The following is a 26,300-nucleotide window of genomic DNA, read 5'->3' on the forward strand; positions in this document are numbered from 1 at the left end:
TGTACGCTTGGCTCCGCCATCCATGGCTCCGCACAGTTTTGGAAAGCTGTCTTCCCTGACGCCATCAACATTGGAGTTAGAGCCATTTCTCCGGGAAATAAGGCATCTTCTCAGACATAGCCTGCGCTAGGGAAATCATTCCCCACAATACAAACCCTGTGTGAAGCGCGATTGCCCATACCAGAGCAAATGTACCGAAGTGGCCCACATCGCCGATGAACACCCAGCTTAGAGCTATCCCGGTACTGATCAGAATAAAGCCCAGCAGCGACATGAACATGGCCGCCCGCGTATGAGCTCGACGCAGTTCGTTGGTTCCAGAGCTGTTAATGAACAACCACAGCAGAATCAAAAAACCGATAACCGGCGTTGCCAACAAGTTCAGCAAATACCAGACAACAGGAACAATCGCCCCGCTAGCAGCTTTCTTCCGGGCGCCCGAATACGGCATATACCACCTCCATCAATGAAATAACGGTTGCTTCGTCGTCTGACAATGGTTCGATCATGCCTGCGCGGCAGGCTTCCGCCGCTGGCAGGCCAGCGCGAATCAATAGCGCTGTATGTATCAGCAGCCGGGTTGATGCAGCTTCTTCCAGATCGTGATCTTTCAGGTTGCGCAAGGCTGTCGCAAGATTCACCAACTGCTTGGCAAGATCACGGTCGCATCCGGATTCTTCCGTCACGATGGTTTGCTCCGCCTCCTCAGAGGGGTAATCAAACCTCAGTGATACGAATCTCTGGCGCGTACTGGGCTTCATGCCCTTGAGCAGGCTCTGGTAGCCTGGGTTGTAGGAGACCACCAGCATAAAGCCGGGCGCAGCGGTAAGCAGCTCACCGGTACGTTCTATGGGCAGCTCCCGGCGGTCGTCTGCCAGCGGGTGCAGTACCACGGTTGTGTCCTTTCGGGCTTCGACCACTTCGTCGAGGTAGCAAATACCGCCTTCGCGTACGGCTCGGGTCAAGGGGCCGTCTTGCCAATAGGTGCCTTCGGGGCCTATCAGGTGCCGACCAACCAGATCAGCCGCCGTCAGGTCGTCGTGGCAGGCAACGGTGTAAACGGGACGATTGAGTTTCTCCGCCATATAGCGCACAAACCGGGTTTTACCGCAGCCTGTGGGGCCTTTGATAAGAACCGGCAGGCCGTTATCGGCTGCTGCCTGGAACAGCTCTATTTCATTACCAACTGGCTGGTAAAACGTCATGTATCACAACCCTCTGTTACTGACTATCAGTTCTGGCAAAGCCGCAAACCCATTCAGGAAAACTGCAAGCACCTGTTTTTCATTCATTCGGCGCAGCGATAGGCATTGATTCTACCGCCCTTTAAATGCATTTATAATACTGGTTAAAAACGCTCTCTACTACAACAACTCTTTGGTTATACCCATGGGTGGGTACCCACTAATCAAATGGCATACATCTGATTTTAATCAATGTTCATCAGACTAAAGAAGAGAAACCTAATAGCACTCTAATTCAAGGAGATAGCCTGATGAGAGCAAACAATCCACTATTAAAACCACTGGTGCTTGCCATGTCTGTCGCGTCTTTTGGCGTGATGAATGCAAGCGCTGCAACTACCCATCCCGATTCCACAGAAGCTGCATACGAAGGCACCCCAAGCCCCATTGACTCGGAGTCGGCCAAGATCGTCCGCTCCCCAGGAGCCCCCGATCTCTCTGACGCTGAATTTGAAAAATCCAAAAAGATTTTCTTCGAACGCTGCGCAGGTTGTCACGGGGTACTGCGTAAAGGTGCCACTGGCTCGGCACTGACGCCAGACGTTACCCAGGAGCGGGGTATCGACTACCTCAAAATGTTCATCACCTACGGCTCACCAGCCGGCATGCCGAACTGGGGCACTTCGGGTGAGCTCAGTGAAGCTGAAGTCGAGATGATGGCAAAGTACCTGATGCATGAGCCACCCGCACCTCCTGAGTGGGGTCTGGCCGATATGAAGGCCACATGGGAAGTGCTTATAGCACCTGAAGACCGCCCCAAGAAGCAGATGAACAAGCTGGACCTTCAAAACCTGTTCAGCGTCACTCTGCGGGATGCCGGTGAGATTGCCCTGATTGACGGCGGCACCAAAGAAATCGTGGAAATTATCAAAACCGGTTATGCGGTACACATCTCCCGCATGTCGGCCTCTGGCCGCTACCTGTTTGTTATTGGCCGCGATGCGCTGATCAACATGGTTGATCTGTGGATGGAGCATCCTGACACCGTTGCCAAGATCAAGATTGGCCTGGAAGCTCGCTCGGTCGAAACCTCCAAGTACAAAGGTTATGAAGACGAGTACGCCATTGCCGGTGCCTACTGGCCACCGCAGTTTGTAATTATGGATGGCCAAACCCTGGAGCCTAAAAAGATCGTGGCCACCCGGGGCATGACCGTGGGCACCCAGGAGTATCACCCCGAGCCTCGGGTTGCCGCTATTGTGGCATCCCATGCGCACCCCGAGTTCATTGTTAACATCAAAGAAACCGGCAAGATCATGCTGGTCAATTACGAAAACCTGGACAGCCTGAGCACCACCACCATTGATGCTGCCCGATTCCTGCACGATGGCGGCTGGGACAGCAGCATGCGCTACTTCATGACTGCGGCAAACCAGTCCGACAAGATTGCCGTTGTTGACTCCAAGGATCGTAATCTGGAAGCCCTGGTGGATGTAGGGAAAATCCCTCACCCTGGCCGTGGCGCCAACTTTGTAGATCCTGAGCATGGCCCGGTTTGGGCAACCAGCCACCTGGGCGACCCCACCATCCAGATGATTGGTACCGATCCCGAAGGACATCCGGATAAAGCCTGGAAAGTCGTTCGCACCCTCAACGGTCAGGGCGGCGGCTCACTGTTCATCAAAACTCACCCCAAGTCTAAGAACCTGTACGTTGATACGGCGCTGAACCCTGCAGAATCCGTCAGCCAGAGCGTTGCGGTGTATGACATCGACAACCTCGAAGGCGGCTACGAAGTACTGCCGATTGCAGAGTGGGCGAACCTGGGCGAAGGCCCCAAGCGTGTCGTTCAGCCAGAATATAACGTGGCAGGTGACGAGGTTTGGTTCTCTGTTTGGAATGGCAAAGAGCAGAGGTCAGCCATCGTGGTGGTGGATGACAAAACCCGCAAACTGCTGAAGGTTATCGACGACGAACGTCTGGTCACTCCGACTGGCAAGTTCAACGTTTATAACACCCAGCACGACGTCTACTAGAAAACGTTAAGCAGGCGCAAGCTTGCTGGCGAACGTGGCGGCTCCAGAACAGTATCTGAATATGGTAGCCGCCCGCATTAACCGTCCTCCGGCCCTCAGTATTGGCCTTGCCAACTGAGTTTGGGACCAGGTATTAGGAATAGCGAGTTGAGCTTCAAAACCATACCTTTCGTCTTGAGTAACTTGGTGCGACCCGTGACCAACAACCATTCAGGCCTTTTGTGCCTTGCTGCAGTTCTGTTGCCAGCCCCCGTTTTGTGGGCACAAGAGGCTGCTGAACCCCTACCGTCAGAGGCCATTACATTAGATACCATTTCGGTAACGGCCACGTTATCACCCGTTGACACGCGCTTGGCACCGGCTTCCGGCTCGGTAATTTCCCGTGAAGAATTGGACGCGCGCCATGCCGATTCCCTTCCGTCTGCAGTTGCTGGCGAGCCCGGAGTTGCCTTCACGCAGGGTGGTGGCATAGGGCGCAAATCCATTTCCTTGCGCGGCATGGATAGCAAGCACGTGCTCACACTCATAGATGGGGGACGTATTCCTGCCAGTGATGATGTCTTCGGCCACGCCGACTACCAATACGGCTGGGTCCCTATGTCGGCGGTAGAGCGCATCGAGATCATCCGTGGCCCTATGTCTACGCTCTACGGCTCCGACGCTCTGGGCGGCGTCATCAATACGATTACCCGCAAGCCTGGCAAGGAATGGGAAACCAACCTGTTGCTGCGTGGTTCAACGCTGGCAAACAGTGAAACCAGTGATGACAGTGTGAACGGCGGACTGGCATCCATATACACCTCGGGCCTTGTTACCGAGCGCCTGGGACTGCGCTTTACCGGGGAGACGTCACGCCAGGACAGAACGCAGAATCCGGCAGACAACCGCCAGAGTGAACTCGAAGGCAGCAAGGCCAATCGCGGCAGCGTTGCGGCTTTCCTGGAGCTTACGCCTGAGCAATCACTGGAACTGCAATTCTCGATGAGTAACGAGGAACGCGAATTTGACGCCGAAGCAGGAAGCAGGCCACCCGCACCACCGGTTTATTATGAGAATCGTTACGAGGTGGATCGATCCGGGTTCGGTTTAACCTGGAACGGTGAGTTTACCAACTGGGTGAGCCAGATGCGGGCCTACCGCAGCAAAGTCGAGGTCAGCAATGAGCGCACAGCCGGCATAGCCGCCACAGACCCGCAAACGCTTACCGATGAAATTATCGATGCCCATACCAGCCGCGCCCTTGGTAACCACTGGCTAACGGTGGGCGCCGAAGTACGGCATGAAACTCTTGAAAATACCGAGCTTGAGGGTGGCGAAAGCGACGCTGATCATACCGCTGTCTTTTTGCAGGATGAGGTCGCTCTGACCGGGCAACTGCTGCTGACGGCAGGCCTGCGTTACGATCACCAGGAAGACTATGGCAGCGAAGCCAGCCCGCGCGCCTATCTGGTTTGGGAAGCAACACCACAGCTTATCGTTAAGGGCGGATATGGCCGCGGATTCCGTGCGCCAACGTTGAAGCAAAGTTCACCGAGCTATGAAAGTACACCGGTGCCCTTTTTCAAATTTATAGGCAATAGCGATATCAAGCCGGAAAAAATCGATTCTTATGAATTATCGATCGATTGGCAGGGCGAAGCTATAGGTCTCAATGCTACTGTGTTTCATAGCGAAGCAAGCGACCTGATTATCAACAAGCCAATTGTTATAGCCAGACCGCCACAAACATCTGTATTTCAGTTCGCCAACGTTGACGAAGCCCGCCTTACAGGACTGGAAGCCGGGTTTTCCTGGCAACTCCACCCTGTTGTTACCTGGCAGAACAATTTCGGCTGGCTCAGAACCAAAGACCTGGGTACCGGGGATGAACTGGAGTACCGGCCACGTAGAACCTTTAACTCGTTTTTGAACTGGCAGGCAACCGCTAGTCTATCGGCCCGTTTGAACGCAGAGTACACCGGCAGCCAATACCGTGCCGACACCGACGACCTGCCCGCCTACACACTTTGGAACGCCAGCGTGGCCCAAGACTTCGGCGAAGATGTCACCTTGCGCGCGGGCATTGACAACATTGGGGATGAGCACCTGGCAGACAAGTCGCCGAACTATCGCCATGTTGAAAGGGGCCGGACGGTTTACGTGAGTACTCAGCTAAATTTCTGATTACCGTAGTTTGAATTCAACTGGAATGGTCATGCGAACCTCCTGCCCCGGTAAATCAACCGGGAACCGGGGCAGAGGCTCGGCCCGTTCCAGCATTTCCTCGACCGCACGGTTCAGTTCAGCGTGCTCTGATAGCCCGGTAATTTCAGACGCTCTGACACTGCCATCACGGGCAACCACAAAGCTCAGGGTGACTACCGCTTCTTGCCGCATGCGCCGCGCACGCATAGGGTAGTGTTTATGGCGTGCCAGATGCGCTGCCACTTCTGCCTGCCATAATTTGCTCGCATCCGCGGCTTTGGCCCCTGCGTTCGCGGCACTGTCACCTGCGCTGCCACCTCCAGACCTTGCGCCCTCGGGGCCCGAGCTCCCGCCAGATCCAGTGCCGGGATTTGCCGGGCTGATCCCGGCATCTATCGGCTTGCCTGCAACCTCGGCTGAGGTTTGTGCGGGCTTCCGTTCTGGCTCTGGTTTTGGCTCTGGCGCCGGCACAGGTCTGGTTTTCAGTACAGGCTCAGGCAAAGACTCAGGTTTGGGCTCGGGTTCGGGTTCTGGCTCTAGTGCGGATTCAGGCTCGACTTTGGAGGCCCGCTCAGCCGGTGGTGCCACACCCGCCTGCGGCTCCTTATCTTCTCCGCTGGCCTGCGCTCCTTCCCCCAGCATACTCAGCTCCACCTCAATGCCATAGTGACCAGGCAAGCCTGCGCCTTGATCAGGCTTAAGAACTAACACCGAAAACGCCAATGCGTGCAACGCCACAGAGGTAACAAAGGCCACAGCCCAGTGTCGATGACGAATCATGGCACCACATCACTTACGGCAATACGCCCCGCGATCATAAAAAACATGAGCAGAAGGAAGATAATGTTGATCAGCGACACCAGATTGTCATTACCACTGACGTCGCGCCGGGCTGTCGGCGGAGAAATTCTCATAAGGTGTTTCCGATGCGCTCAATTCAACGAGCAACACCCGCCAGGGATACCCGCCTTGTGCTGCCTGCCGGCCGTTACATTTCAACAAATTGTGATCGTTCAAATTGCGTATCACAACCGCGAACGCCACACGAAATCCATCTTAACCGCCTGACCAGAATTCACCAGCCACTAAGTCATTATCGAGTGAATGAAAAAGCCTTAATGATTTAAGTCATTTCCTGTAGCATCTCTCTGCTAGGATAATTGACACATATTCCAATGGCGACTACGCAATGACCCGCAGCACCACCCCAGAACTGTCTTCCTCCCCCTGCATGCTCGGAGAAAACAACCCGGACATCATCGAGTACGGGACAGCGCCACAGTCAATGGCCTTGCTCAACGGGCTGAGCCGCGTATTTGGAATACGCCTGACCGAAAAGCAAGACACCCCGGAAGCACGGTTTTTAAGCGACCTGACGCGACTGTTTCACCAACGCCGGGTCGATGCCGAAGCGGATATGGAAAAACACGACACCCCTTGGGCCAATGTATACCTGATTCAGCACGGCATCATGCGCCTGTTCCGGGAATCACCCAGTGGCAAAGTGGCAATACACCACTTCTTTACCGAAGGCGATATGGTGTGGCCGGTGTTTGGCCGCAGCCGCACGGTACGCAACACTCTTTGCCTCACCACGGTCACACCCGCCACCGTATGGGTTGCCGACTTCGCGGCTTTCCGCGCCGCGATTCATTCTCACGGTGATGGCATCTGGCCCAAGTTTGCCATGGCGCTCACCGAAGAGTTGGCAGAACTTACCAGCATGCGGGAGTTCCGTAAGCACACCATGTCGGCCAAAGAACGCTATCAATTGCTGCTTGAAGAGTACCCCGAGCTGGTAAAACGTGTGCCAGACAACCAGCTTGCCTCATGGCTGGGCGTGGTGCCTGCAACCTTCTCCCGGCTCAAAACCGGCGCGATAAAGTACTGAGGAATAGCTCGCAAAACTGCTACCGTTAGTCATTGCGTACACGTGTACGCTGAAGTACCGTGTTGCCACGATAAAACACGGACCTTACCCCAATGACTGCATTACAACCTTCTTCCAAATCTGTGCACTCGCGAATAGAAGAATTTCTGAACAGCGTCACCCACGGCATAGGCGCACTGCTAAGCGTAATCGGAACCATTGCGTTAATTGTTGGCGCCACGCAGTTAAACGACACCTGGAAAATCGTCAGTTTCAGTATATTTGGCGCATCTCTGATTCTGTTGTACATGGCCTCCGCGTTGTATCACGGCTCACGCCGGCCTGAGCTTAAAAAAGCCTTCAAAACTCTCGACCATTGCGCCATATTTCTGCTGATTGCCGGTACCTATACCCCATTCCTGCTGGTAAACATGCGCGGCACCGTGGGCTGGACGCTCTTTGCAATAATCTGGTCGCTTGCTATAACGGGTGTCGTCTTGAAAGTTATCTTCGCCAATCGCTTCAAACTGGCACGGGTAGGTATCTATATAGCCATGGGCTGGCTCATCACGTTTGCCTCCTCAGATCTGGTGGCAAGCCTGAACGAAACCGCGCTAACCCTCACGATTGCTGGCGGTATCGTTTACACCGCCGGCGTTGTCTTTTACCTGGCCGACCGCATTCCCTACATGCATGCGGTTTGGCACCTGTTCGTTATCGGCGGCAGTGCCTGTCATTTCAGTGCCATCTATTATGGTGTCCTTCCTCACGCTACATGATGGCAGCGATTAATAAGCGTGCTACCCTTCTGATGTATTGAATCCACATTCATTTATGCTGGCTATTTCCAGGCCCAGACAATCCTGGGCAACCGCATAATCACGGAACAAGATAATCAGAACAAAAGGTGCGTGAGTGAAATTCAACAAGCTACTGATCGCCAACCGCGGCGAAATCGCCATTCGAATCGCCAGAGCAGCCGGAGATATGGGGCTGGAGTGTGTTGCGGTCTACTCTGAAGACGATAGCCAATCCCTGCATATCCAACACGCGGCTCAGGCTATAAAGCTTCCCGGTAAAGGTGCTCAGGCCTATCTGGATATTGAGGCGATCATAGCGGCCGCGATTGAGGCAGGTGCCGATGCCCTGCACCCAGGGTACGGTTTTTTAAGCGAGAATCCGGAATTGTCTCGCCGCTGCCTGCAGCAAGGCATCACGTTTATCGGCCCCGATGCCAACACGCTTGAACAGCTTGGGGATAAGGCTGCAGCACGGCAGCTCGCACAGAAGTGTGGCGTGCCCATTACGCCCGGCACTCAAGGCCGCACCTCTCTCGACGAGGTGAAAGCATTCATTGCCAACCAGAGCGGCGATGCCTCAGCCGTGATCAAAGCCATATCCGGCGGCGGTGGCCGGGGCATGCGCATTGTTCAGCCAGGCGATGATATTGAAGCCAATTTCCACGCCTGCGCCCGTGAAGCCAAAGCGGCTTTCGGCGACGACGATCTATACGTTGAACAACTTATCGAGCGCGCCCGCCATATCGAAGTACAGGTGTTGGGCGATGGCCTTGGAAACGCCGTACACCTATGGGAGCGCGAGTGCAGCCTGCAGCGGCGCAACCAGAAGCTGATTGAAATTGCCCCCAGCCCCACGCTTTCCGAAACCACCCGGAACCGATTGCTGGATGCGGCTTTACGCCTGGCACAGGAAGTAAACTACGCAGGCCTTGGCACCTTTGAGTTTCTGGTGGACACAAACGGTTCTGACTTCTACTTTATGGAGGCCAACCCCAGGCTTCAGGTAGAGCACACTATCACCGAAGAAATCACCGGAATTGATCTGGTTCAGGCGCAGATTGCTGTGCTTGGCGGAGCCAGCCTTCAGAGTCTTCAGCTGCTGCAAACCGATATCCCTGCACCAAACGGTTTTGCCATTCAGTGCCGCATCAATATGGAGTCCCTCGACGCCAGCGGAACTACCCGCCCAAGCGGCGGCACGCTGAGTGTGTTCGAACCACCCGGCGGCCCGGGTGTTCGGGTCGACACATACGGCTACAACGGGTACACCACCAACCCTAATTTCGACTCCTTGTTAGCCAAGGTTATTGTGCACAGCCGCTCACAGAATTACGCCCAATCCGTGCGAAAAGCCTACCGGGCACTGTGCCAGTTCAGGGTTGAAGGTGTCAGAACAAACATCAGCTTCTTGCAGGCTTTGTTGTCGCAATCCGATGTTGCGGATAACAGCGTGTATACCCGTTATGTCGACGACCAGATGGCGGCGCTGGCTGCCAAGTGCGAGCTGGAACACCCTCGCCTGTTTTCCACCACTGGGCCGGCACAAAAAACCGATAACACCAAGCCCGGAACAGAGGCCCCGGAAGGTACAGAGGCTGCCTTGGCTCCCATGCAAGGGCAATTGATCAAAGCTCTGGTGGCGGTAGGGGAAAGCGTACACAAAGGCCAAACCCTCGCCATTATTGAAGCCATGAAAATGGAGCATGAGATACAAGCCTCCGTTGCAGGCAGTGTTCATAGTCTTCCACTTGAACATGGCGACTACGTGAGCGAAGGCCAGGCGATTGCCTATATCGAGCCTGGCGAGGGCACCAAAAACATAGAGACGGCGGAGAAAGTGGTCGACCTGAACCACATACGCCCGGATCTGGCAGAGTGCTTCGAACGCCACCGGTTGACTCAGGATGAAGCCCGCCCGGAGGTAATGGCCAAGCGCCACAAGCGGGGCATGCTGTCGGCACGGGAAAACGTTGCCAATATCTGCGACCCGGGCAGCTTCATGGAATACGGCGCCCTCACCTTCGCCGCCCAGCGCAAGCGTCGGTCAGCAGAGGAGTTGATGCAATCCACACCGGCCGACGGTTTGGTAACGGGCGTGGGCGCGGTGAACGGTGACAGTTTCAGCGAAGACCAGGCTCGCTGCGCAGTGCTGGCGTACGATTACACTGTGCTTGCCGGCACCCAAGGCACCATGAACCACCGCAAGACTGACCGGATTCTGCATGTGGCGGAAGAGCAACATCTGCCGGTCATTTTCTTCACAGAAGGTGGTGGCGGACGACCCGGTGATACCGATGACGCAACCCTGATCGCTGGCCTGCACACCCCCAGCTTTCTGCAATACGCAAGGTTAAGCGCTTTGGCGCCACGCATTGCCATAATGTCTGGCCGCTGTTTTGCCGGGAACGCGGTGTTCGCCGGTTCCAGTGATCTGTTGATCGCCACCCGCAACGCCAGTTTAGGCATGGCAGGCCCTGCAATGATTGAAGGTGGTGGCTTGGGTGTATTTGCGCCAGAAGATGTTGGCCCCATGTCTGTGCAGGTGGCCAACGGTGTAGTGGATTGTCTGGTAGAGAATGAGCAAGAGGCCGCTCAGGTAGCCCGCAAGCTCATCTCCTATTTCCAGGGTGCCACCGCTGATTGGCAATGCGACGACCAACGCCTGTTACGTTCAAGCATTCCGGAAAACCGCCTGCGCTCCTACGACATTCGTGCATTGATTCGCACCTTGGCCGACACCGGCAGCTACCTTGAGCTAAGGCCAGATTTCGCTTCAGGCATGGTCACCGCCTTTGCCCGCATTGAAGGCCGCCCCGTCGGAATCATTGCCAACGATCCAAGACACCTTGGCGGCGCCATTGATGCCAACGGTTCAGACAAAGCCGCACGGTTCATGCAGCTGTGCGATGCCTTTGATGTGCCACTGATAAGCTTGTGCGACACCCCGGGGTTCATGGTCGGACCAGAGGCTGAGAGATCCGGATTGGTTCGCCACACCAGCCGCCTGTTTGTGACTGCTGCCAGCCTGCAGATTCCTGTGTTCACCCTTGTGCTGCGCAAAGGCTATGGGCTTGGTGCCATGGGTATGGCCGCGGGCTCCTTCCACAATCCTTTCTTCACCGTGGCCTGGCCCACCGGAGAGTTTGGCGGCATGGGGCTCGAAGGTGCTGTTCGCTTGGGCTACAAGAATGAGCTTGCGAAAGCGGGTGACGAAGCTGCACAAAATGCGCTTTTCGAAAAACTGGTGGCCAAGCACTACGAGCAAGGCAAAGCCCTGAACATGGCGGTTTCGCTGGAGATTGATGCGGTGATTGATCCTCTCGAAACCCGAAGCTGGATTATCCGCGGGCTCAAATCCGTGAAAAAAGCAGGGCCAAGGCAGGGCCGTCGCAGGCCTATGGTCGATACCTGGTAAGCCCACTATTTTATGAACAAGGAAAGCCGCAATGACAAAAACCCCGAAGATGCCTGAACAAGAGCCTTCTGCAGATAAACCGTTCAGGTATTTTATGCAGGTTCGGTATAGCGAATGCGATCCCCAGCAGGTTGTATTTAATGCCCGCTATGGGGATTACATTGAATTGGCTGCGACCGAGTTTTTATATGTTGTGGGGGCTGAGCTGAGAAACCTTGAGGCTTCTTTAGACTATCAAGTGGTCAAGTTGACCATTGAGTGGAAGGCTCCGGCTCGCTATCGCGATACGCTGGAAATATCCGTTCGTACTACTCACCTTGGCAACACATCGTTTGCACTGGCGACAGAATTCCGAAATGCAGAAACCGGACAGTTTCTGGCCAGAGGTGAAATGATCGGTGTTGCTATTCACCCTGAAACCTTCGAGAAAATAGCCATCCCCGAAGCGGTAAAACAGGCCATGCAAAAGGGAGCGCAAGGCCTGTTTGTGGATCACGCGGGGCGTTTTACAGCCCCGCAGGCCCACTGATTAAAAACATCAAAATCAATATTCCCGGATCGAGGGTTTCAGGGACATGAGGCTTTGCTTGCGCCGCTCAATCGGCCCGTTTAACACCTGGTGAGCCATGTTTTGTCGTGTCAGCTCCGAGTGGTACAGAGCCTGTTGCTGCAGGCGAAAAGACTCCGGGCTACGTGTGCCATCCTGAATCATTGGAAAGTCAGCTGCGCACAACCATAAGGCGTGATAGGGACGCTCTGCGAGCGCCACCAGTTCTGCCGGAGGTGGCTCATCAAACATCAGCTTATGATAGATCAGTGTGGTCAGGGGTGTTGTGTCGCAAACAACCACGGTCTTGCCAGCAAACAGCGCACCTTCTACGGCCCGGTTCTCGTTTTCCACCTGAGTGCGAGCTATGGTCAGCAGATCGGCCGATGTCAGAACACCACCACAGTCATGCCAATGCTGACGCCCAAACTCCGGAACCCAAACCCCGTCATGTTCCTGGGCCAGCCACTGGCTGAGCGTCGTTTTGCCAGTCGATTCAGCACCTATCAGCGCAATTCTCTGGCAATTCTGGGCGGCATACACTTCGCTATCCACCCAACTGGCATCGGGGCAATCGCGCAACTTTGAGCCACTGATGGGATAGGAGCTTCGATCCCGGTTAACCAGGACAGACGAGACAGGGCGCCGCCAGTGCGCAGCAAGATAATCAGCGAAGCCCTGACCATAGTCCTCACTGCTGAAAACTGCGTCCACGGGCAAACCGAAACAGCGGTCAGTCAGGTCCGCACAGAACTGACGCTGGCACGCATCACTGGCGGTGTTTAGCGGCAGTTCAAACCCAAGCGTTAGTGCATCGACAGCATCAACAACCAGGCACTGGCTGTCCGGAAAATAACGGTTTAACCAGCGCCGACGCAGATCTGCCGTGCATCCTGGAAATTCCGGCCTTGAGTAACTAATGATCAGTAACCGCTCACAAGCCGCCTGGGCGCTGGCAAGCAAGTAACGATGGCCCAGATGCAGGGGCGAGAATTTACCGACAACTAGGCCGGTTCGGAAACGCTTTGACATGATGTCCTTAACTCTTGATGCCAGCGCCACAGGCCATAACAGGCATTTAGCCAGAAGCAGGCATAAACCAACGATGTCAATGTCAGACCACGGGAGGCATAGAGCGGGACGGCAATGGTGTTGACTAGCAGCCAGAACCACCAGGTTTCCAGGCGCCGCTTCATCAACAGGAGTTGCGCCACAACACTGAAGGTGAGAACACCCGAATCCGCAAAAGGCGCGAATGCATCCGTGTTCAGATATAACAGGTAACCGTAACCAAGCATGGTGGCAACCGCGACCAGAACGAACAAGCCAACGAGCTGCCAGGAGGTGCGCTGAATTTCAGCCGCTGGAGCACCCCGTTGCCACTGCTGCCAGCCAATCAGGCTGGTTCCGATATAGAACATCATCAAAGTAGCATCTGCGTAGAGCTGGACCTTATAGAACAGTATTGCAAAAAGCACGCAGCCAATGACTCCGAGCGTCCAGGTATGGCGGTGATTGCGGGCGGCCAAAAATACACTGCTTAAAAAAAATCCATTGGCGCTATATTCGAGTAAGGTCAGGCCAGTCATCCGTCATGGGCTCCTGAATAGTCACTGGTGTATTGAATGAGTTTTTCTGTCGCACCCCGGTAACCTGCAATACATACCGGATAACCGGGGCCAAATGTCTGAACCAGTGCGCTTTCCAGGGCTGTCTGATCTACCTCGCCCTCCACGCGCAACCTCAGGCCACCCCTTTGATCCTGATGCAGTTGATATTGTGCCAGCCCAAAGGGCTGCAACAGATGTGTGATATCAACGTTGTTAAGCCAACCATCAGCTGTTTTGTAGCGCACAGGGGGGCGGCCATCCAACTGCTGCAGATAACACCGCCCCTGCTCGTCACGCACCAGGCAAGCATAATCCCCGGTGCGATAACGCAGCAGCGGCAAGCAGTGGTTAAACCCACCGGTCAGTGTAATTTCTCCTCGATTCTGCGGGCCCGCCGGCTGATCATTTCTGTTCAGAACATCAACCTGCATGGTCGGCTGCACAAGGCGCAGGCCCCGGCCGCTGCCATCATCGGCGGCAATGGGCCCGGCTTCGTTCATCGAATACACATTGATTACCGGGCATCCGAAGCGCCGAATCAGCCGGTCTTTCAGGCCTTGCAGTAATGTCATGGAGGTGGACAGGATGGCGACTGGTTTATGCTCGAACTCCATACCTAGCAAAGTGCTCAGGCTGCGTGGGTCACCCGTCATAAGCAACGGCTTACAGGCATCAATGTAGCGACCCCGGGCGCACGGCTCTGGCCAATCGGCCGGGTTCAGATTGATTTTAAGCAGAGTTTTGTCGTGCCAGTATGGTAATACCGAGGCATAGGTAAAACAGCGTTGCTGGTCGCCCACCAGCATGACACCCGTATCGCCCTGAAGCGATTGCAGGTCAATACCGTGCCAACCGAGTATCCGTTCGTGAAAGCAATGGTAGCGCGCTGCAACCAGAGGAAGTGATGGAACCGTGAGTGGGTGCCCGGTAGTGCCACTGGTTTCATAGGCAATGAGCTGTCCCACTTCAATGTCATCAGGTACAAATGCCGCGATGTTTCGGCTCAGGTCACTACGATTTGTGCATGGAAAGTCATCAAGATTGAGATGCCAGGGGTAATTGCGGTAATGCGGAACTTTCTGCCGGCAACGAGACAGAAAAGAGGCCAGCCATGGTTGCCCGGGGCTTTGGTAAGCGGCTTTATCAGCCAATAATTGCCGAATGTTCTGAGCGCTTAACCAGTGGCCGCTCCGGCCTGTAAAGTAAGGGGCATCCGGGTGCTCAATACACTGGCGCAAGCGTCTTGCTGCCCGGCCGTTTAGCCCAGGCAGTCGTTCGCTATCGAGCCAGGGTGCTGGAATGCTATGGCGCACGCTCATAATTACTCGCGCGTGTACTTGTCAGCCGCTTCGCGAGCACGCTTTTCGGCCAGGGCTTGGCGAATGGCCTCCGCCCTCTCTTCAGCGGCCCGTGATGCGGCTATAACCCGGGCGCGCTCACTTGAACTGACCATAAGCAAACGGTCCCTGGCCTGAGTATCGGTTTCATCCTGTGGCTTCAAGCGGAGCCCATTCAGAGTCAGCCGAATGAGCTCTTCGCGCTGATCTTCGTCCTGAAGGTCCGGGTAGGCGCCGGCCATCAGAGTATCGGCGGAAAGCAACAAGCCAACCAACTCTGCCGCGTTCAGAACGGGTTTCTGGAAGACTGGATCAGTCAACAGCCAGAGCATCAGGATGAGCGTGGATGGCCGCCTGGCGGGAATCGCATCAGGCTGGCATTGCGGCAATCTGGCGAGTGGTGCCAACTCCGCACCTGTCACTTCAGGGCTAAGGAGATAGACCAGATCGTGCATCAAAGCGAGCAAATCCTGCCCCTGAGGCGCGGAACCTTCAGGATAGGCCAAGAGGCGCTGATGCAAACGATGCATGGCCGGACCTGTCTGCAAATTGGACATACCCTAATCCCCATCCTGCGAGTTGGCATCGGCATGATAGTACTGGGTGGAGAAGGCCCGGGCGAATTGCAGCATGGGTTCGAGCCCACTCACCCGGTGCACATGCCATCCCTGCTGCTGGCCAAACAAAATAGGCTCGACGGCTTTTTTGCGCCAGTGAGACTGCTGTACCTCGGGGCCATCCAAGTCGTACGGCAAATCCAGCACCCAGTGCCCTGCCCCCTTGCAGTGGCTTAACGTAAGAGCGCTGATTTTCGCTCCGGGCGTGCCTTCTTCATCATTATCAAAAATTGAAGTGATGCCATCATCTGACAAAACCACGACCTGAGTTGGTGTCAGACGGGGGCGGGCATAGGTAGTGCGCAGCATTTTCAGAGGAAAACTGGTTCCATGTCCAAAGAAGCCGGTCAGGACTCGTAGTGCACTGACCTCATCACGAACAAAGCCATCTGTGGTCAGGCAGTCGTGGGGGCCGCTCCATAGCGTGACCTGCACCGAGGCACCTGCCCGCAGTGCCGATAAACAAAGCAGTGCGCCCGCCAATGCGGGATAGGAGATGCATTGCTGAGGGTTGGGCATGGAGCCAGAACTATCAACGTACAAATCCAGATCACAAACCTGGTGTGGAGAGTCTTCAATCTCTTCCTGGCTATACACTGCTTTGTGGGTGGTGATGCCCGGGATTGGCTCACGCCCTGCAAGCAGGGTGGCAAACCAGTCAATTTCGGCCAGATCCTCGCCAACTTGCCAGATTTCCGTACCTTCTCGCTGCGGCTCGCTGGGGCCGCGCAGTCGCTGGGTCGGAAAGGGCAATATGTAGGCACGCACGGCATCGCGGTAGTAACCAACGGCAGCATCGTGCGGGGACAGATCAACACCGGCGGCCCTCATCACCTCATAATAATCCTGAGGCTGCAAAGCCTGCCCTGCCGCTCGCCGTTTGTTGTCGGTGTCTTCCGACTCACTGCCCGGGCTCGGCGGGTGTGGCAAATCAGCCAGGTTCGGATCCTTACTGGGATGCATAACACTTATGGCGGGCAACTGGATCACGCCAGCACCACTGTGACCCAACCCGGCTTCTGCGGTATCGCTCAACGCAGCAAAGGCGTCCTGAGCCTCTTTTTCACCGTTAATAAGATAACTCAACACCAGGGTGGCAAAGCGACTGGCACCCGTCAGCCAGTCCTTGCTATAAACCTTGATAATGCGGCTGCCAAGCCAGGCATCCCCTTCCATTTCCGCGCTGATATCGGCCGCCGTCAGTGCTCCGGGAGTCAGTTGCCAGAGCCGCTCGTAAATACGCATATACAGCGCCCAGAACTGGCTTTCCCCGACCGCTTTCAGGCGTTGATACACGTTATCCATCCGACACCGGGTATTGCGCTGCAGGTGATTGTTAATCAGCAGGTCGGTATAGACATTCGCAACCATTGGCCCCAGATGCTCGACGCTGGGAAGAGCTTGGCGAATAACAGCCAGTAATTGCAGATGCTGGGTCATGTTGGCGGGCGCATACACATGATGACCGATTTCGTGTGCCAGGATTTCCAGCGAACAGTCTGAAAGGTTGCGCTCGGCGACTTCCTGGAGATTCACCAGGACCCGTTGCGAAGTCAGGCGAATGGCCGCAAAACTTTCCGTCAGGCCCGCTTCCTTCGCCTCCCCGAAATCAAACAACCAGAGCGGATCTTGCAGTTGCAAATGATCGCTCCACAAACGCAACGCGGATTGCCACTCCTTTTTCCAGTGCGCCAGGCTCGCCTGGTTACTCATCGCAGATCTCCGGCTTTCGGGATGACCATTACGGCATAGCGATTGTGGAAGCTGACTACCCAGTCATATGGGCGCTCCAGGCATTGGCAGGGCTCGTCGAACTCACGCCAGTTTGGAGCTAGCCGGTGCTGGGTTGCCCTATACTCCAAAGCAGGAACACCCTCTAAATTATCTTGACGCTGAGGTAACAGCGCTTGTCCAAAGGCATCCACATGTAACTGCCAGCAGTCGCTTCCTGCCTTGATGAAGGTATGCCCCGAATCGGTCAATAGTTGCGGTCGGGAACTGAATTCACCGCCGAGCCAAACCGATGCGCCCAACACAACAGGGCTGGTATACCACTGCCCTTGTGACCCTTGCCACCAAGGGTTTTGGAATAGTGTCGGGTCGCCCAGACCGAGCACCACTGTCAGCTCAGGGCGACGCCGCATACCCTCAAGGGCGGCTTCGCGAAATTGCGGCAGGCCCGACATCCAGCCAAGAACCAGCAAGGTGTCGGGAGCGGCCTCAGGTGTTGGCAGGCAGGTCTTCCAATATGCCAACAGATGGGCCCGCTGGTTGCTACCGGAGAGGTGCGACAGCGCATTTAGCAACCGGGTTAACATTCCGGGAGCATCTTCCGGGTATGGAGCAAGCCAAGCCGGTAATAACTCACGGAACAAAGGGATGGATACCGCCTGATGCTCTGATGTCAACCAACCATGACGAACCATAGCCAGACCGCAATGATACGCCGTTTCCGTCAGCGCAGCTTTGTGCTCTGATGACCAGCAATCGAGTTCTGACATCAAGGGATCAAGCGCATCCCGAATGAAGCAACTGAAGGTATTTGCGAACTGAACCGGGTCGCCCTGTCGTGCAAGTCGATAGGCTTGATTGAGCGACTCGGCCCGTCGCACCAGATAATGTGCAAGCCAGCCAGAGTGCATATTAACCCTGACTGGTTAACCAACGCTGATAATTGCTATAGCGCTGATGTATGTATTTGAGTGTCATCGCATCATCGTGAACAGCACCTGACAATTTGCTGCCTTCAGCCATTCGCTGCAACGTTCGCTCGATCTTTTCGAGGCGTTTTCGGCAAGCCCTCAATGAGAGCCCCTCAAGGCCTTCGTCCAATTCAGCTTTCAACTCAGCCACTTCATCATTACGGTGCCGGCCCTGGCGCTCAAACTCGCGACAACTGAGCTGAAACAAATGCCTCAGCCAGCCAATTTTGTCACTCAACAGAACAGCGTTTTCGGGTTGCTGGAAGAAAGGGGCGTCAGCGTCAGCAAAAAGACGCGAATGCAGGACAAAAGGCAACATCTGGGTTATGTCATTCAGCTCAACTTCGGCATTGCCACGAAAGTAAGCCATTGCTTTGGCGTAGATTACAAGAGACATTAAGCTGCGCACGGACAGCCCATTGCGCGTCTGGCAACCCAGATCTGCGAGGCGGTCACGACCATTTTCCAGCATCGCTAGCTGGTGGCGCGGCACGCCTGCAAGCCGTGAAGTGTCCTTGCTCTTGTATTCAAACTGCTGACCGGAATACTCGCTAAACTCAAACTGACTGGCAAAAAACTCCAGGCGCTGACGCAATTCGGATGGAAGTACAACAGCCCGGATGCTCTGCTCCATCTGGTCCATTTCAGTTTCTGAAAACTGCAACGCCTCAGGCAGACAATCGGCAGGGTCCACACCTTCTTCAATGCGGATCAGCAACTCGTCCAGAAACCTCGGATTGAACGGCAAAGCCTGTACGACGACATCAATACGGTCTTTCAGCGCTTCTATGACAGGATAGGTGCCACCCCCCTGATCGTCATTCGCAGTCAGGTACCAGGCTGCCGGCGGGCACTCATGAACCTGGTTGAACATCTCGGCGTAATTGTCCCCCAGGACGGTCAGCAGTGCGCTTTGGGTGCGTGTGGGAATGCGGTTGTACTCGTCGACAATCTTGACGCGCATGTCCAGCCAGCTACGCCAGCTGATGCGGATGTCCGATTCCTGGTCAGCCCTCATCAGGTCTGCCGGCATTGGATTGCCGATCAAGTCAGCAACCGTCATCTGCGGGTGCCCATGCTGCATGGAGCGTCTCACGGTTTTGGGACTGTAACCAGCGAGGAGCCCCATCAGTAAAGCAGAGGCGGTCTTACCTCGACCCGGGCCACCGATAAACAGGCACTTGCGTCTCGCTGCAAAGGTCAGAACGGGTAGCAGAATGAAGCTGGAATAACTTTGATCTGTTGGCAAATACAAGGGGGTCCGGCTATCACCAAACGCTATAGGCTGTGGCGCCGAAACGTTATATTCCACATCATAATGCGGACTGATTACCGCATAATTAACGATCCAGAAGTACGCTTGGCGAAGCTTTTCATCGAGAGCCGAAGATGGCTCTTCAGCCGATTGGTCAGAACTGCCGAACGGACCATTCACCAGAGCGGCAACGTCAAACTTTGCGTCGGTAGCTTTGCGCGCTGAGGGGCGGGTTGGCGATGCAGATATGCGAGAAAACGGGTTTAATCCTTTCATTTAAGTCCAAAATCCATTTGAATCCAAAACCCATAGCTGAAACCGGCAACAGTATGCCAGAAAATCAGCCATTGGCTACTTCAGGATCTAACCCGGCCCTCATCAAACCAATTGGCATCGACATCAAACTGCAACTTGCGAAGCCTTATCGGTAACTTCTAATACGCCCAGACCAATGCCATCAAAATACCCCAGGCCAGCAGTGAGGCAGCCATAACAGTGTAAGTAACGGACATGGTTAGCACGTCATCCGGGCTGCGGTGGCACAAGGCTCTCAGGCCTTGATACACAAGGGTGCAGGACAGCACCATCGCGACCATAACCGCTACCACGCTGAGCATTATTGCCGGCACCAATAGCGCCAGTGATGACAACCAAAGAGGCAGGGGGGCAATCGCAGCCAACAAATAGGCATCGTTGTAGCTGATCTCCAACTTGTGGCCTTCTACCACACTATGAATCAGCCAACCCATCACAAAAAACGTCAATAATTCTGCAAGAAAGAGGATGGTGGTAATGAAGCGCCACTCCTTACCGCCGAACCCTGCAATAAAATCATCGCCATAATGGGTTCCGGCGTAGTAAAGCAGCACAGGCGGCAGGAGCGACATGGGCACCACAACACACCAAGCGAGCACGGGTATGGAAAGCTGTCTTTGCTGCAGTTCATCCCAGCCCCCATTGCTGGAAAACGGGAGTTTAAGCAAGCTTGAAACGTTCATGTTGAATCTCCTTGCTCTCAGGCGGGCGCATTTGCCACACGGGACAGCTTTTGCAATATTATGATGACTTTTACTTATACTTTTTAGGCGCCTTTTGCCTAACCGTCAATAAACCGGGATGACTTTGAGCAACTCAAACAGCATGCGTAAACAGAAACCTCAGGCCTTCTGGCTGTTTTTTCCGGCCGCAAGCCTACTGGCCGCCATTGCAGTTCCGCTCTCTGTTTGGGCTGTCTGGTCAGGCACAGGTTGGCCGGCCGGGTTGCTGGGCGCCGGGCATGGCCATGAATTGATTTTCGGCTTTGCGCTTGCCCTTGTGGCCGGCTACACCCTTGGCCCACAGCCGGTGTCGGTGCTCTACCCGCTTCTGGGGCTGTGGCTAGCTGCGAGGCTGAGTTGGATTCTGATACCAGAGACGCTTCTGGCACAGCTTCTGGGGCCAGCCTTCGCGTTGCTGCTTGCCTGGCATGTGGTGCCCCGTTTCAACGCCGCGAAAAAATGGCGAAATAGAATGGTCGGGCCGCTGATTCTGCTGACCTGCCTGCTTACACTCGTTTTCTGGCTTTCTACGGCCTTGTATTCTCCCCTGGCGGCCTGGTTGCCCGGCCCACTCCCGCTCATGCACTCCGCCATTGCCGGGCTACTATTGTTGATGACCTTCATGGGAGGGCGCCTCATTGCGCCAGCGGTTGCAGGAACTTTGGAGAAAAAGGGTATACCGCTGGAAGCCCGGGTTCAGCCGCGAATCGAGGGCTTATTAATCCTCATTCTGGGGTGTTCCATTTTCCTTATGGCATTTCCCGCCGCAAACCCGATAACAGGTAGCCTGTTCGTATTAGCGTCAGGATTACTGGCCATTCGCACCTTACGCTGGAAGCTATGGCTGTGCCCGGAGCGCCCTGATTTGCTGGTGTTGGCTCTGGGCTATTCCTGGCTTGCCATCGGGGCTTTCGTTACAGGATTGGCGCTGATTCAAGGCACCCATCCCGCCGCTGCTTTGCACCTGATTACCATTGGCGCATTGGGCACCCTGTCCGCCAGCGTGATGCTTCGCCTGGCTTGGCAACGAAGCCATCGCACGCCACCGCCTGCGGGAGAAGTTTTCTCTATTGCGGCACTCATTGCTATCGCCACAATCAGCCGGTTCATTGCAGGCCCCTCGCCATTTGGCGCACCTATGCTGTTATGGCTATCCGCAAGTTGCTGGGCGCTGGCCTATCTTTGGGTAACAGTCAGGCTTCTGCACCTTGCCAAATACTCTAAAAAACGCAGGAAATGAATGGCTACCTCTCCTGCGCCATGCTCGAAAACGCCTACCTCCTTGGTGATATCACCAACATATCCATCCATATATCAATCACTTAAAACAACCACCCCACCCCACATCCCTGACAAAAAACACGACCCTCATCGCTAAAACCTTTTCCTTGACTAATATCATGAATACACGGGCATCTCACTTTGCACAATGGAACCATGAAGCCCGGTAACCGCGCCCAATGCGGCACAGGGCAGGGTAACCAAGGGAGTATTGTTATGGCCAAAACCAACGCCGACATCGAACACTGGGATGTCGAAAACGAAGAATTCTGGGAGAAAGAAGGCAAGAGAGTTGCCTCCCGCAATCTGTGGATATCCATTCCCAGCCTGCTCCTGGGTTTTGCGGTATGGCTGATGTGGGGGATGATCACCACCCAGATGAAGAACCTGGGGTTTGATTTCAGCATTGAACAGCTGTTCTCCCTCTCGGCGATTGCTGGATTGTCTGGTGCCACCTTGCGGATACCGGCGTCGTTCATGATCAAAATTGCCGGCGGCCGTAACACCATCTTTCTGACCACAGCCCTGCTGATGATCCCTGCGGCAGGCACCGGCTTTGCGTTGATGAACCCGGACACACCGTTCATCGTCTTCCAGGCACTGGCGCTGTTATCCGGTATTGGTGGCGGTAACTTCGCCTGCTCCATGAGCAACATCAGCTCCTTCTACCCCAAGAGCAAGCAAGGCTATGGTCTGGGCATGAATGCCGGCCTGGGCAACTTCGGCGTTACTACCATGCAGATCCTGATTCCGCTGGTGATGACCGTTGGCATGTTCGGCTTTTTGGCGGGCGGCCCCATGGAGCTGCAAAGCCCAAGTGGTACGCTGATTGGCCGGATTGAAGCCGGCACAGATACCTGGATCCAGAACGCTGGTTTTATCTGGTTGGTTTTCCTGATCCCCTTGGCCTTTGCTGGCTGGTTCGGCATGAACAACCTGAAAGTTGTCACCCCCAACCCGGGCAATCCGGCTTCAGCTTTCGGCAAGATCCTGGGGCTTTATGGCGTGGGGATTCTGACATCTGTTGTAGGCGTCTGGGCTCTGAGCATTATGAACATGTGGCTGGCCCTGCCATTAACCATTGTGTTGACTGTTGTTCTTCTGCGCCTGATTCCTGGTGACATCAAGCCCAACATCAAGAACCAGTTTGCTATTTTCAGCAACAAGCACACCTGGTCCATGACCGTGCTTTACATCCTTACCTTTGGATCCTTCATTGGTTTCTCGGCAGCACTGCCCCTGTCCATTGGCGTTATCTTCGGCAACATGATGGAAGTCGCTGCCGACGGCACCGTTACCCGTGTTGTGAACCCGGATGCCCCCAGCGCACTGACCTGGGCCTGGATGGGGCCCTTCGTAGGCGCCTTGATTCGCCCGGTGGGTGGCTGGATTTCTGACAAGATGGGCGGCTCCATCGTTACCCAGATCATTTCTGTGGTAATGGTTGTGGCGTCGGTGGCCACCGGCTATGTGATGATGCTGGCCTACAACTCCACTGATCCCAACAGCTACTTCGCGCTGTTCCTGATCCTGTTCATTGTGATGTTTGCCGCCAGCGGCATCGGCAATGGTTCTACCTTCCGCAGCATCGGGTATATTTTTGACCAGCAGCAGAAGGGCCCAGTGCTTGGCTGGACCAGTGCCATCGCCGCCTACGGTGCCTTCATTGCGCCCAAGCTGCTAGGGCAGCAGATCCAGGCAGGCACTCCAGAAGTGGCTATGTACGGGTTCGCAGTGTTCTATGCGCTTTGTCTGATCGTTAACTGGTGGTTCTATCTGCGCAAGGGCGCATACATCAAGAACCCTTAAAACGCTCAGTAAACCGTAGACAAATAAAAGCCCGCCGAGGATATCCCCGGCGGGCTTTTTAGTGTGATTAAAACGCTTTATCTATCCAAAGGCATCAGCCTGCGGCCAACACACCGCCTACAACCGCAACCACTCCACCCAACGCACGGGTAACACGGTTATCGGCCTTCAACATCAAAGCTCCCAGGCCACGCCCCACAAAGGTAATCGCCAGAGTAGCCACAACGAAGCCGGCCATGTATGCCATCAAGCTTGCACCTGCAGCCATTTCAGTGCCGTGCGCATAACCATGGGTGACCATGAACAGTGCAACCAACGCGCCACCGACAACAGTTGGCAGTTTTGCCATGGTGGCAATCAGCACACCGGCCAGTAGCACCGACATGGCAATGCCGGTTTCCACACCCGCGAGGCTAACACCACCCCAGGCGATAGCTGCGCCCAGCACCATGCCTCCCACCACGAATAACGGCGTTGCCTTTTTCATGATCTGGTTCTGCCGAACGCTCCAGAAACCAATGGCGGCCATGGCCAGCAAATGGTCTATGCCCAATATCGGGTGCAACAATCCACTGAGAAAACCGCTATGGGTGTGGCCAGCCTCACCCGGGTGCGCCACAGCGAGGGTAGCGGTCAACATCAAACCAACGGTCATCAGAAACTTGGTTATTCTAGTCATAGTACTCTCCGTCTATTCTCTGCGTTTGTTGTCAGGCTTGTGCGCACTCAGGCGGTATCGGTGAGCTTTTCAGGTCGACGTTCGGGCAGCATGCCCTGCTTCAGAATGAAGCTGATAATCTCTTCCAGGCCAACACCGTCATACAGATTGGTGAAAACGAAGGGGCGATCGCCACGCATTTTTTTGGAATCCCGCTCCATCACATCCAGCGATGCGTGCACGTATTCAGCGATGTCGATCTTGTTGATGATCAGCAAGTCCGACTTGGTGATGCCGGGGCCGCCTTTACGGGGGATTTTGTCGCCAGCCGCAACATCGATAACGTACAGGGTCAAATCCGACAGCTCTGGGCTGAACGTAGCTGCGAGGTTGTCGCCACCAGATTCCACCAACACAAGCTCGAGGTTTGGATGACGCGCCTGGAGATCATCAATGGCTGCCAGGTTCATGGACGCATCCTCACGGATAGCCGTGTGCGGGCAGCCCCCTGTTTCCACTCCTAAAATGCGATCTGCAGGCAGGGCCTCGTGTTTCAGCAGGAAGTCAGCATCTTCACGGGTGTAAATGTCGTTGGTAACCACCGCTATGTCGTAATGATCTTTCAAAGCACTGCATAACTGCCGCAACAGGGCCGTTTTCCCGGAACCTACCGGTCCACCAACGCCTACTCGTAAACAATGTTTCATTGTTGCTTGTCCCTCTGTGTACTCGAAGCAGTCAGCTTCGGAATAGTCTTGAATATTGGGTTTCATGCTGGGCACTGCCAAGAGCCAACCCCGGCAGAATGGGGCCCATTTGTTCGTCAGGTAGCGACAATGCGTTTTCAACCGCAGCCACCAGTTTCGGGCGTAGCTGTTCGTTCAGGCGTTGAGCAGCGGTATGCCCTAAAGGCAAGGCCTTACACGCAACGGCGAGCTGATTCTCAAGCCACCCCCACACAAAGCCGAGCATGCTATGGCGCACTGGCACTCCTCGCTGGAAAGCCGTCCAAGCAAACACCGTCACGTAATCCGGCTCTTCCGGCAGCTGGTCAGCCTGCGGCTCAAGCTTCAAACTGGTCAGCAGGCGAAGCAATGCCAGCCCTAACCGCGTTCCTTCGTCACTCAATTCGGCGGTTTCCCGGCTGGCATGCAACCAATCGTTCCAGTATGCAAGGCCGCGGCTATCACCCTTGGCCCAACAGTTGTGTAGCCTGCATAGCACCGGCAACTCGCACCGGCTCAAGCCATCTTCAAGCACGCCTTCCAACCACTCCCCCAATTCCTCTTCGTTTCGAACCCAGCCCATCTCAAAAGCACTTTCCAGGCCTTGCGACCAAGCAAAAGCTCCTATCGGTAAAGCCGGGCTGACCAGCTGCATCAATCCAAGCAACGCCAGGTCGCTCGGCACGGTGGGCTGGTTGTCAGTGTGCATGGTTATGCTCTTCATCATGGCTATGCCCATGGGAATGGTCGTGGCTGTGGGTATGCCCATGTGAGTGCTCCCGCCCCGCATGGGCATATGCACCGGACTCTGGATCAAAGGGAGCCAGATGATGCTCCAGGCTTGCCCCTAATAGCTGCGCCAGCTCTTCCAGCACGTGGTCTGGCGGAAACCTGACCCAATGGCGCCCGTCTGCCTCAACACCCAGCGCGAGCGTTACATGGCGATTGCCAAGGTGATAACACAGGCGCGCCAAGGGCAATCCATTTTCAATATAGGCGGTCGTGACCGACTCATCAGCAGCGCAAACACGAACTGTCTCACCTCCACTGGAGCGCAACAGATCGCCGTGACGCAGCACAGGGCCACGATCAAGGAACAGCCCGACGTCGCGCCCCTTATCGGTCTTGGCCCGTAACCGTCCCCGGATGCGCAATTCGTATGGCAAGGTCAGAGTGTCGTAGATCTCTCCTTCAGAACTGCCATCCAGCCTTTGTGTTAACTCAAGCATTTTG

Annotated in this window: 24 protein-coding genes; 8 read left to right on the forward strand and 16 right to left on the reverse strand. The window is 55.2% G+C overall.

The window, feature by feature from the left end:
- Window positions 1-76 precede the first annotated feature (76 nt).
- Complete coding sequence (locus tag RG807_RS03800; RefSeq protein WP_309043694.1) at window positions 77-451, reverse strand: hypothetical protein; 375 nt, start codon at window positions 449-451, stop codon at window positions 77-79.
- Window positions 417-1,205 (reverse strand): CbbQ/NirQ/NorQ/GpvN family protein, encoded by a 789-nt coding sequence (locus RG807_RS03805; RefSeq protein WP_309043695.1) that lies wholly within the window; start codon window positions 1,203-1,205, stop codon window positions 417-419. The genes RG807_RS03800 and RG807_RS03805 overlap by 35 nt, the downstream gene beginning before the upstream one ends.
- A 332-nt stretch (window positions 1,206-1,537) precedes the next feature.
- Between RG807_RS03805 and RG807_RS03810 the strand changes: the two genes are divergently transcribed.
- Together RG807_RS03810 and RG807_RS03815 are read left to right on the forward strand one after the other, a co-directional pair.
- Window positions 1,538-3,220, forward strand: coding sequence for a cytochrome D1 domain-containing protein (locus RG807_RS03810; RefSeq protein WP_435404653.1), 1,683 nt, complete (start codon window positions 1,538-1,540; stop codon window positions 3,218-3,220).
- Between the two features lie 195 nt (window positions 3,221-3,415).
- The gene (locus tag RG807_RS03815) at window positions 3,416-5,383 is read left to right on the forward strand and encodes a TonB-dependent receptor plug domain-containing protein (RefSeq protein WP_309043696.1); all 1,968 of its coding nucleotides are present in this window, start codon (window positions 3,416-3,418) and stop codon (window positions 5,381-5,383) included.
- Here RG807_RS03815 and RG807_RS03820 read toward each other — a convergent pair whose 3' ends face one another.
- Complete coding sequence (locus RG807_RS03820) at window positions 5,384-6,184, reverse strand: energy transducer TonB (protein ID WP_309043697.1); 801 nt, start codon at window positions 6,182-6,184, stop codon at window positions 5,384-5,386. It lies immediately after the preceding gene.
- The gene (locus RG807_RS03825; RefSeq protein WP_309043698.1) at window positions 6,181-6,318 is read right to left on the reverse strand and encodes a hypothetical protein; all 138 of its coding nucleotides are present in this window, start codon (window positions 6,316-6,318) and stop codon (window positions 6,181-6,183) included. The genes RG807_RS03820 and RG807_RS03825 overlap by 4 nt, the downstream gene beginning before the upstream one ends.
- Window positions 6,319-6,593: 275 nt before the next feature.
- On the opposite strand from RG807_RS03825, the gene RG807_RS03830 reads away from it, so the two are divergent.
- From RG807_RS03830 to RG807_RS03845, 4 genes are all read left to right on the forward strand, one after another.
- A complete protein-coding gene (locus RG807_RS03830) occupies window positions 6,594-7,295 on the forward strand; it encodes a Crp/Fnr family transcriptional regulator (RefSeq protein ID WP_309043699.1) in 702 nt (233 codons plus the stop codon).
- Window positions 7,296-7,387: 92 nt separating this feature from the next.
- The gene (trhA, locus tag RG807_RS03835; RefSeq protein WP_309043700.1) at window positions 7,388-8,053 is read left to right on the forward strand and encodes a PAQR family membrane homeostasis protein TrhA; all 666 of its coding nucleotides are present in this window, start codon (window positions 7,388-7,390) and stop codon (window positions 8,051-8,053) included.
- 136 nt (window positions 8,054-8,189) lie between these two features.
- Complete coding sequence (locus RG807_RS03840) at window positions 8,190-11,489, forward strand: carboxyl transferase domain-containing protein (protein ID WP_309043701.1); 3,300 nt, start codon at window positions 8,190-8,192, stop codon at window positions 11,487-11,489.
- A gap of 31 nt (window positions 11,490-11,520) precedes the next feature.
- Window positions 11,521-12,018 (forward strand): acyl-CoA thioesterase, encoded by a 498-nt coding sequence (locus RG807_RS03845; RefSeq protein WP_309043702.1) that lies wholly within the window; start codon window positions 11,521-11,523, stop codon window positions 12,016-12,018.
- Between the two features lie 15 nt (window positions 12,019-12,033).
- Here the strand turns inward: RG807_RS03845 and RG807_RS03850 are convergent, their stop codons facing one another.
- From RG807_RS03850 to RG807_RS03885, 8 genes are all read right to left on the reverse strand, one after another.
- Window positions 12,034-13,068 (reverse strand): AAA family ATPase, encoded by a 1,035-nt coding sequence (locus RG807_RS03850; protein WP_309043703.1) that lies wholly within the window; start codon window positions 13,066-13,068, stop codon window positions 12,034-12,036.
- Entirely contained in the window at window positions 13,041-13,625 is a 585-nt protein-coding gene (pnuC, locus tag RG807_RS03855; RefSeq protein ID WP_309043704.1) for a nicotinamide riboside transporter PnuC, read from the reverse strand. Before pnuC ends, RG807_RS03850 begins: the two co-directional genes overlap by 28 nt.
- On the reverse strand, window positions 13,622-14,965 hold the full coding sequence (locus RG807_RS03860) for a phenylacetate--CoA ligase family protein (protein ID WP_309043705.1): 1,344 nt from the start codon (window positions 14,963-14,965) through the stop codon (window positions 13,622-13,624). Before RG807_RS03860 ends, pnuC begins: the two co-directional genes overlap by 4 nt.
- 2 nt (window positions 14,966-14,967) lie before the next feature.
- Window positions 14,968-15,540, reverse strand: a complete 573-nt coding sequence (locus RG807_RS03865; RefSeq protein WP_309043706.1) for a hypothetical protein — start codon at window positions 15,538-15,540, stop codon at window positions 14,968-14,970.
- A gap of 3 nt (window positions 15,541-15,543) precedes the next feature.
- The gene (locus RG807_RS03870; protein ID WP_309043707.1) at window positions 15,544-17,313 is read right to left on the reverse strand and encodes a hypothetical protein; all 1,770 of its coding nucleotides are present in this window, start codon (window positions 17,311-17,313) and stop codon (window positions 15,544-15,546) included.
- Window positions 17,310-18,242 carry a hypothetical protein gene (locus RG807_RS03875; protein WP_309043708.1) on the reverse strand — a complete coding sequence of 311 codons (933 nt, stop codon included), beginning with the start codon at window positions 18,240-18,242 and terminating at the stop codon, window positions 17,310-17,312. The genes RG807_RS03870 and RG807_RS03875 overlap by 4 nt, the downstream gene beginning before the upstream one ends.
- 1 nt (window position 18,243) lies before the next feature.
- Window positions 18,244-19,833, reverse strand: coding sequence for a MoxR family ATPase (locus tag RG807_RS03880; RefSeq protein WP_309043709.1), 1,590 nt, complete (start codon window positions 19,831-19,833; stop codon window positions 18,244-18,246).
- Window positions 19,834-19,991: 158 nt separating this feature from the next.
- Window positions 19,992-20,555 (reverse strand): Yip1 family protein, encoded by a 564-nt coding sequence (locus RG807_RS03885; protein ID WP_309043710.1) that lies wholly within the window; start codon window positions 20,553-20,555, stop codon window positions 19,992-19,994.
- Window positions 20,556-20,697: 142 nt separating this feature from the next.
- Here RG807_RS03885 and RG807_RS03890 point away from each other — a divergent pair, with 142 nt between their 5' ends.
- Both RG807_RS03890 and RG807_RS03895 read left to right on the forward strand, forming a co-directional pair.
- The gene (locus RG807_RS03890; RefSeq protein ID WP_309043711.1) at window positions 20,698-21,834 is read left to right on the forward strand and encodes an NnrS family protein; all 1,137 of its coding nucleotides are present in this window, start codon (window positions 20,698-20,700) and stop codon (window positions 21,832-21,834) included.
- A 257-nt stretch (window positions 21,835-22,091) separates the two neighbouring features.
- Window positions 22,092-23,684, forward strand: a complete 1,593-nt coding sequence (locus tag RG807_RS03895) for an MFS transporter (RefSeq protein ID WP_309043712.1) — start codon at window positions 22,092-22,094, stop codon at window positions 23,682-23,684.
- A 94-nt stretch (window positions 23,685-23,778) separates the two neighbouring features.
- Here RG807_RS03895 and RG807_RS03900 read toward each other — a convergent pair whose 3' ends face one another.
- From RG807_RS03900 to ureE, 4 genes are read right to left on the reverse strand one after another with little or no spacing between them, the layout of a single operon-like run.
- Window positions 23,779-24,363, reverse strand: coding sequence for a HupE/UreJ family protein (locus RG807_RS03900; RefSeq protein WP_309043713.1), 585 nt, complete (start codon window positions 24,361-24,363; stop codon window positions 23,779-23,781).
- A 47-nt stretch (window positions 24,364-24,410) separates the two neighbouring features.
- The gene (gene ureG / locus RG807_RS03905; protein WP_309043714.1) at window positions 24,411-25,049 is read right to left on the reverse strand and encodes an urease accessory protein UreG; all 639 of its coding nucleotides are present in this window, start codon (window positions 25,047-25,049) and stop codon (window positions 24,411-24,413) included.
- Window positions 25,050-25,080: 31 nt separating this feature from the next.
- Window positions 25,081-25,776: an urease accessory protein UreF gene (locus tag RG807_RS03910; RefSeq protein WP_309043903.1), complete on the reverse strand. Its 696-nt coding sequence runs from the start codon at window positions 25,774-25,776 to the stop codon at window positions 25,081-25,083.
- The gene (gene ureE / locus RG807_RS03915) at window positions 25,766-26,296 is read right to left on the reverse strand and encodes an urease accessory protein UreE (RefSeq protein ID WP_309043715.1); all 531 of its coding nucleotides are present in this window, start codon (window positions 26,294-26,296) and stop codon (window positions 25,766-25,768) included. Before ureE ends, RG807_RS03910 begins: the two co-directional genes overlap by 11 nt.
- Window positions 26,297-26,300 lie beyond the last annotated feature (4 nt).

Origin of the sequence: Marinobacter sediminicola (genome assembly GCF_031157525.1) — a bacterium.
Taxonomy (GTDB): domain Bacteria; phylum Pseudomonadota; class Gammaproteobacteria; order Pseudomonadales; family Oleiphilaceae; genus Marinobacter; species Marinobacter sediminicola.

What these genes read in the sequence shown, in the direction of transcription:
- RG807_RS03800 (WP_309043694.1), bottom strand. Translation starts at nt 451, where the DNA reads ATGCCGTATTCGGGCGCCCGGAAGAAAGCTGCTAGCGGGGCGATTGTT.
- RG807_RS03805 (WP_309043695.1), bottom strand. Translation starts at nt 1,205, where the DNA reads ATGACGTTTTACCAGCCAGTTGGTAATGAAATAGAGCTGTTCCAGGCA.
- RG807_RS03810 (WP_435404653.1), top strand. Translation starts at nt 1,538, where the DNA reads ATGTCTGTCGCGTCTTTTGGCGTGATGAATGCAAGCGCTGCAACTACC.
- RG807_RS03820 (WP_309043697.1), bottom strand. Translation starts at nt 6,184, where the DNA reads ATGATTCGTCATCGACACTGGGCTGTGGCCTTTGTTACCTCTGTGGCG.
- RG807_RS03825 (WP_309043698.1), bottom strand. Translation starts at nt 6,318, where the DNA reads ATGAGAATTTCTCCGCCGACAGCCCGGCGCGACGTCAGTGGTAATGAC.
- RG807_RS03830 (WP_309043699.1), top strand. Translation starts at nt 6,594, where the DNA reads ATGACCCGCAGCACCACCCCAGAACTGTCTTCCTCCCCCTGCATGCTC.
- trhA (WP_309043700.1), top strand. Translation starts at nt 7,388, where the DNA reads ATGACTGCATTACAACCTTCTTCCAAATCTGTGCACTCGCGAATAGAA.
- RG807_RS03845 (WP_309043702.1), top strand. Translation starts at nt 11,521, where the DNA reads ATGACAAAAACCCCGAAGATGCCTGAACAAGAGCCTTCTGCAGATAAA.
- RG807_RS03850 (WP_309043703.1), bottom strand. Translation starts at nt 13,068, where the DNA reads ATGTCAAAGCGTTTCCGAACCGGCCTAGTTGTCGGTAAATTCTCGCCC.
- pnuC (WP_309043704.1), bottom strand. Translation starts at nt 13,625, where the DNA reads ATGACTGGCCTGACCTTACTCGAATATAGCGCCAATGGATTTTTTTTA.
- RG807_RS03860 (WP_309043705.1), bottom strand. Translation starts at nt 14,965, where the DNA reads ATGAGCGTGCGCCATAGCATTCCAGCACCCTGGCTCGATAGCGAACGA.
- RG807_RS03865 (WP_309043706.1), bottom strand. Translation starts at nt 15,540, where the DNA reads ATGTCCAATTTGCAGACAGGTCCGGCCATGCATCGTTTGCATCAGCGC.
- RG807_RS03870 (WP_309043707.1), bottom strand. Translation starts at nt 17,313, where the DNA reads ATGAGTAACCAGGCGAGCCTGGCGCACTGGAAAAAGGAGTGGCAATCC.
- RG807_RS03875 (WP_309043708.1), bottom strand. Translation starts at nt 18,242, where the DNA reads ATGCACTCTGGCTGGCTTGCACATTATCTGGTGCGACGGGCCGAGTCG.
- RG807_RS03880 (WP_309043709.1), bottom strand. Translation starts at nt 19,833, where the DNA reads ATGAAAGGATTAAACCCGTTTTCTCGCATATCTGCATCGCCAACCCGC.
- RG807_RS03885 (WP_309043710.1), bottom strand. Translation starts at nt 20,555, where the DNA reads ATGAACGTTTCAAGCTTGCTTAAACTCCCGTTTTCCAGCAATGGGGGC.
- RG807_RS03890 (WP_309043711.1), top strand. Translation starts at nt 20,698, where the DNA reads ATGCGTAAACAGAAACCTCAGGCCTTCTGGCTGTTTTTTCCGGCCGCA.
- RG807_RS03895 (WP_309043712.1), top strand. Translation starts at nt 22,092, where the DNA reads ATGGCCAAAACCAACGCCGACATCGAACACTGGGATGTCGAAAACGAA.
- RG807_RS03900 (WP_309043713.1), bottom strand. Translation starts at nt 24,363, where the DNA reads ATGACTAGAATAACCAAGTTTCTGATGACCGTTGGTTTGATGTTGACC.
- ureG (WP_309043714.1), bottom strand. Translation starts at nt 25,049, where the DNA reads ATGAAACATTGTTTACGAGTAGGCGTTGGTGGACCGGTAGGTTCCGGG.
- RG807_RS03910 (WP_309043903.1), bottom strand. Translation starts at nt 25,776, where the DNA reads ATGCACACTGACAACCAGCCCACCGTGCCGAGCGACCTGGCGTTGCTT.
- ureE (WP_309043715.1), bottom strand. Translation starts at nt 26,296, where the DNA reads ATGCTTGAGTTAACACAAAGGCTGGATGGCAGTTCTGAAGGAGAGATC.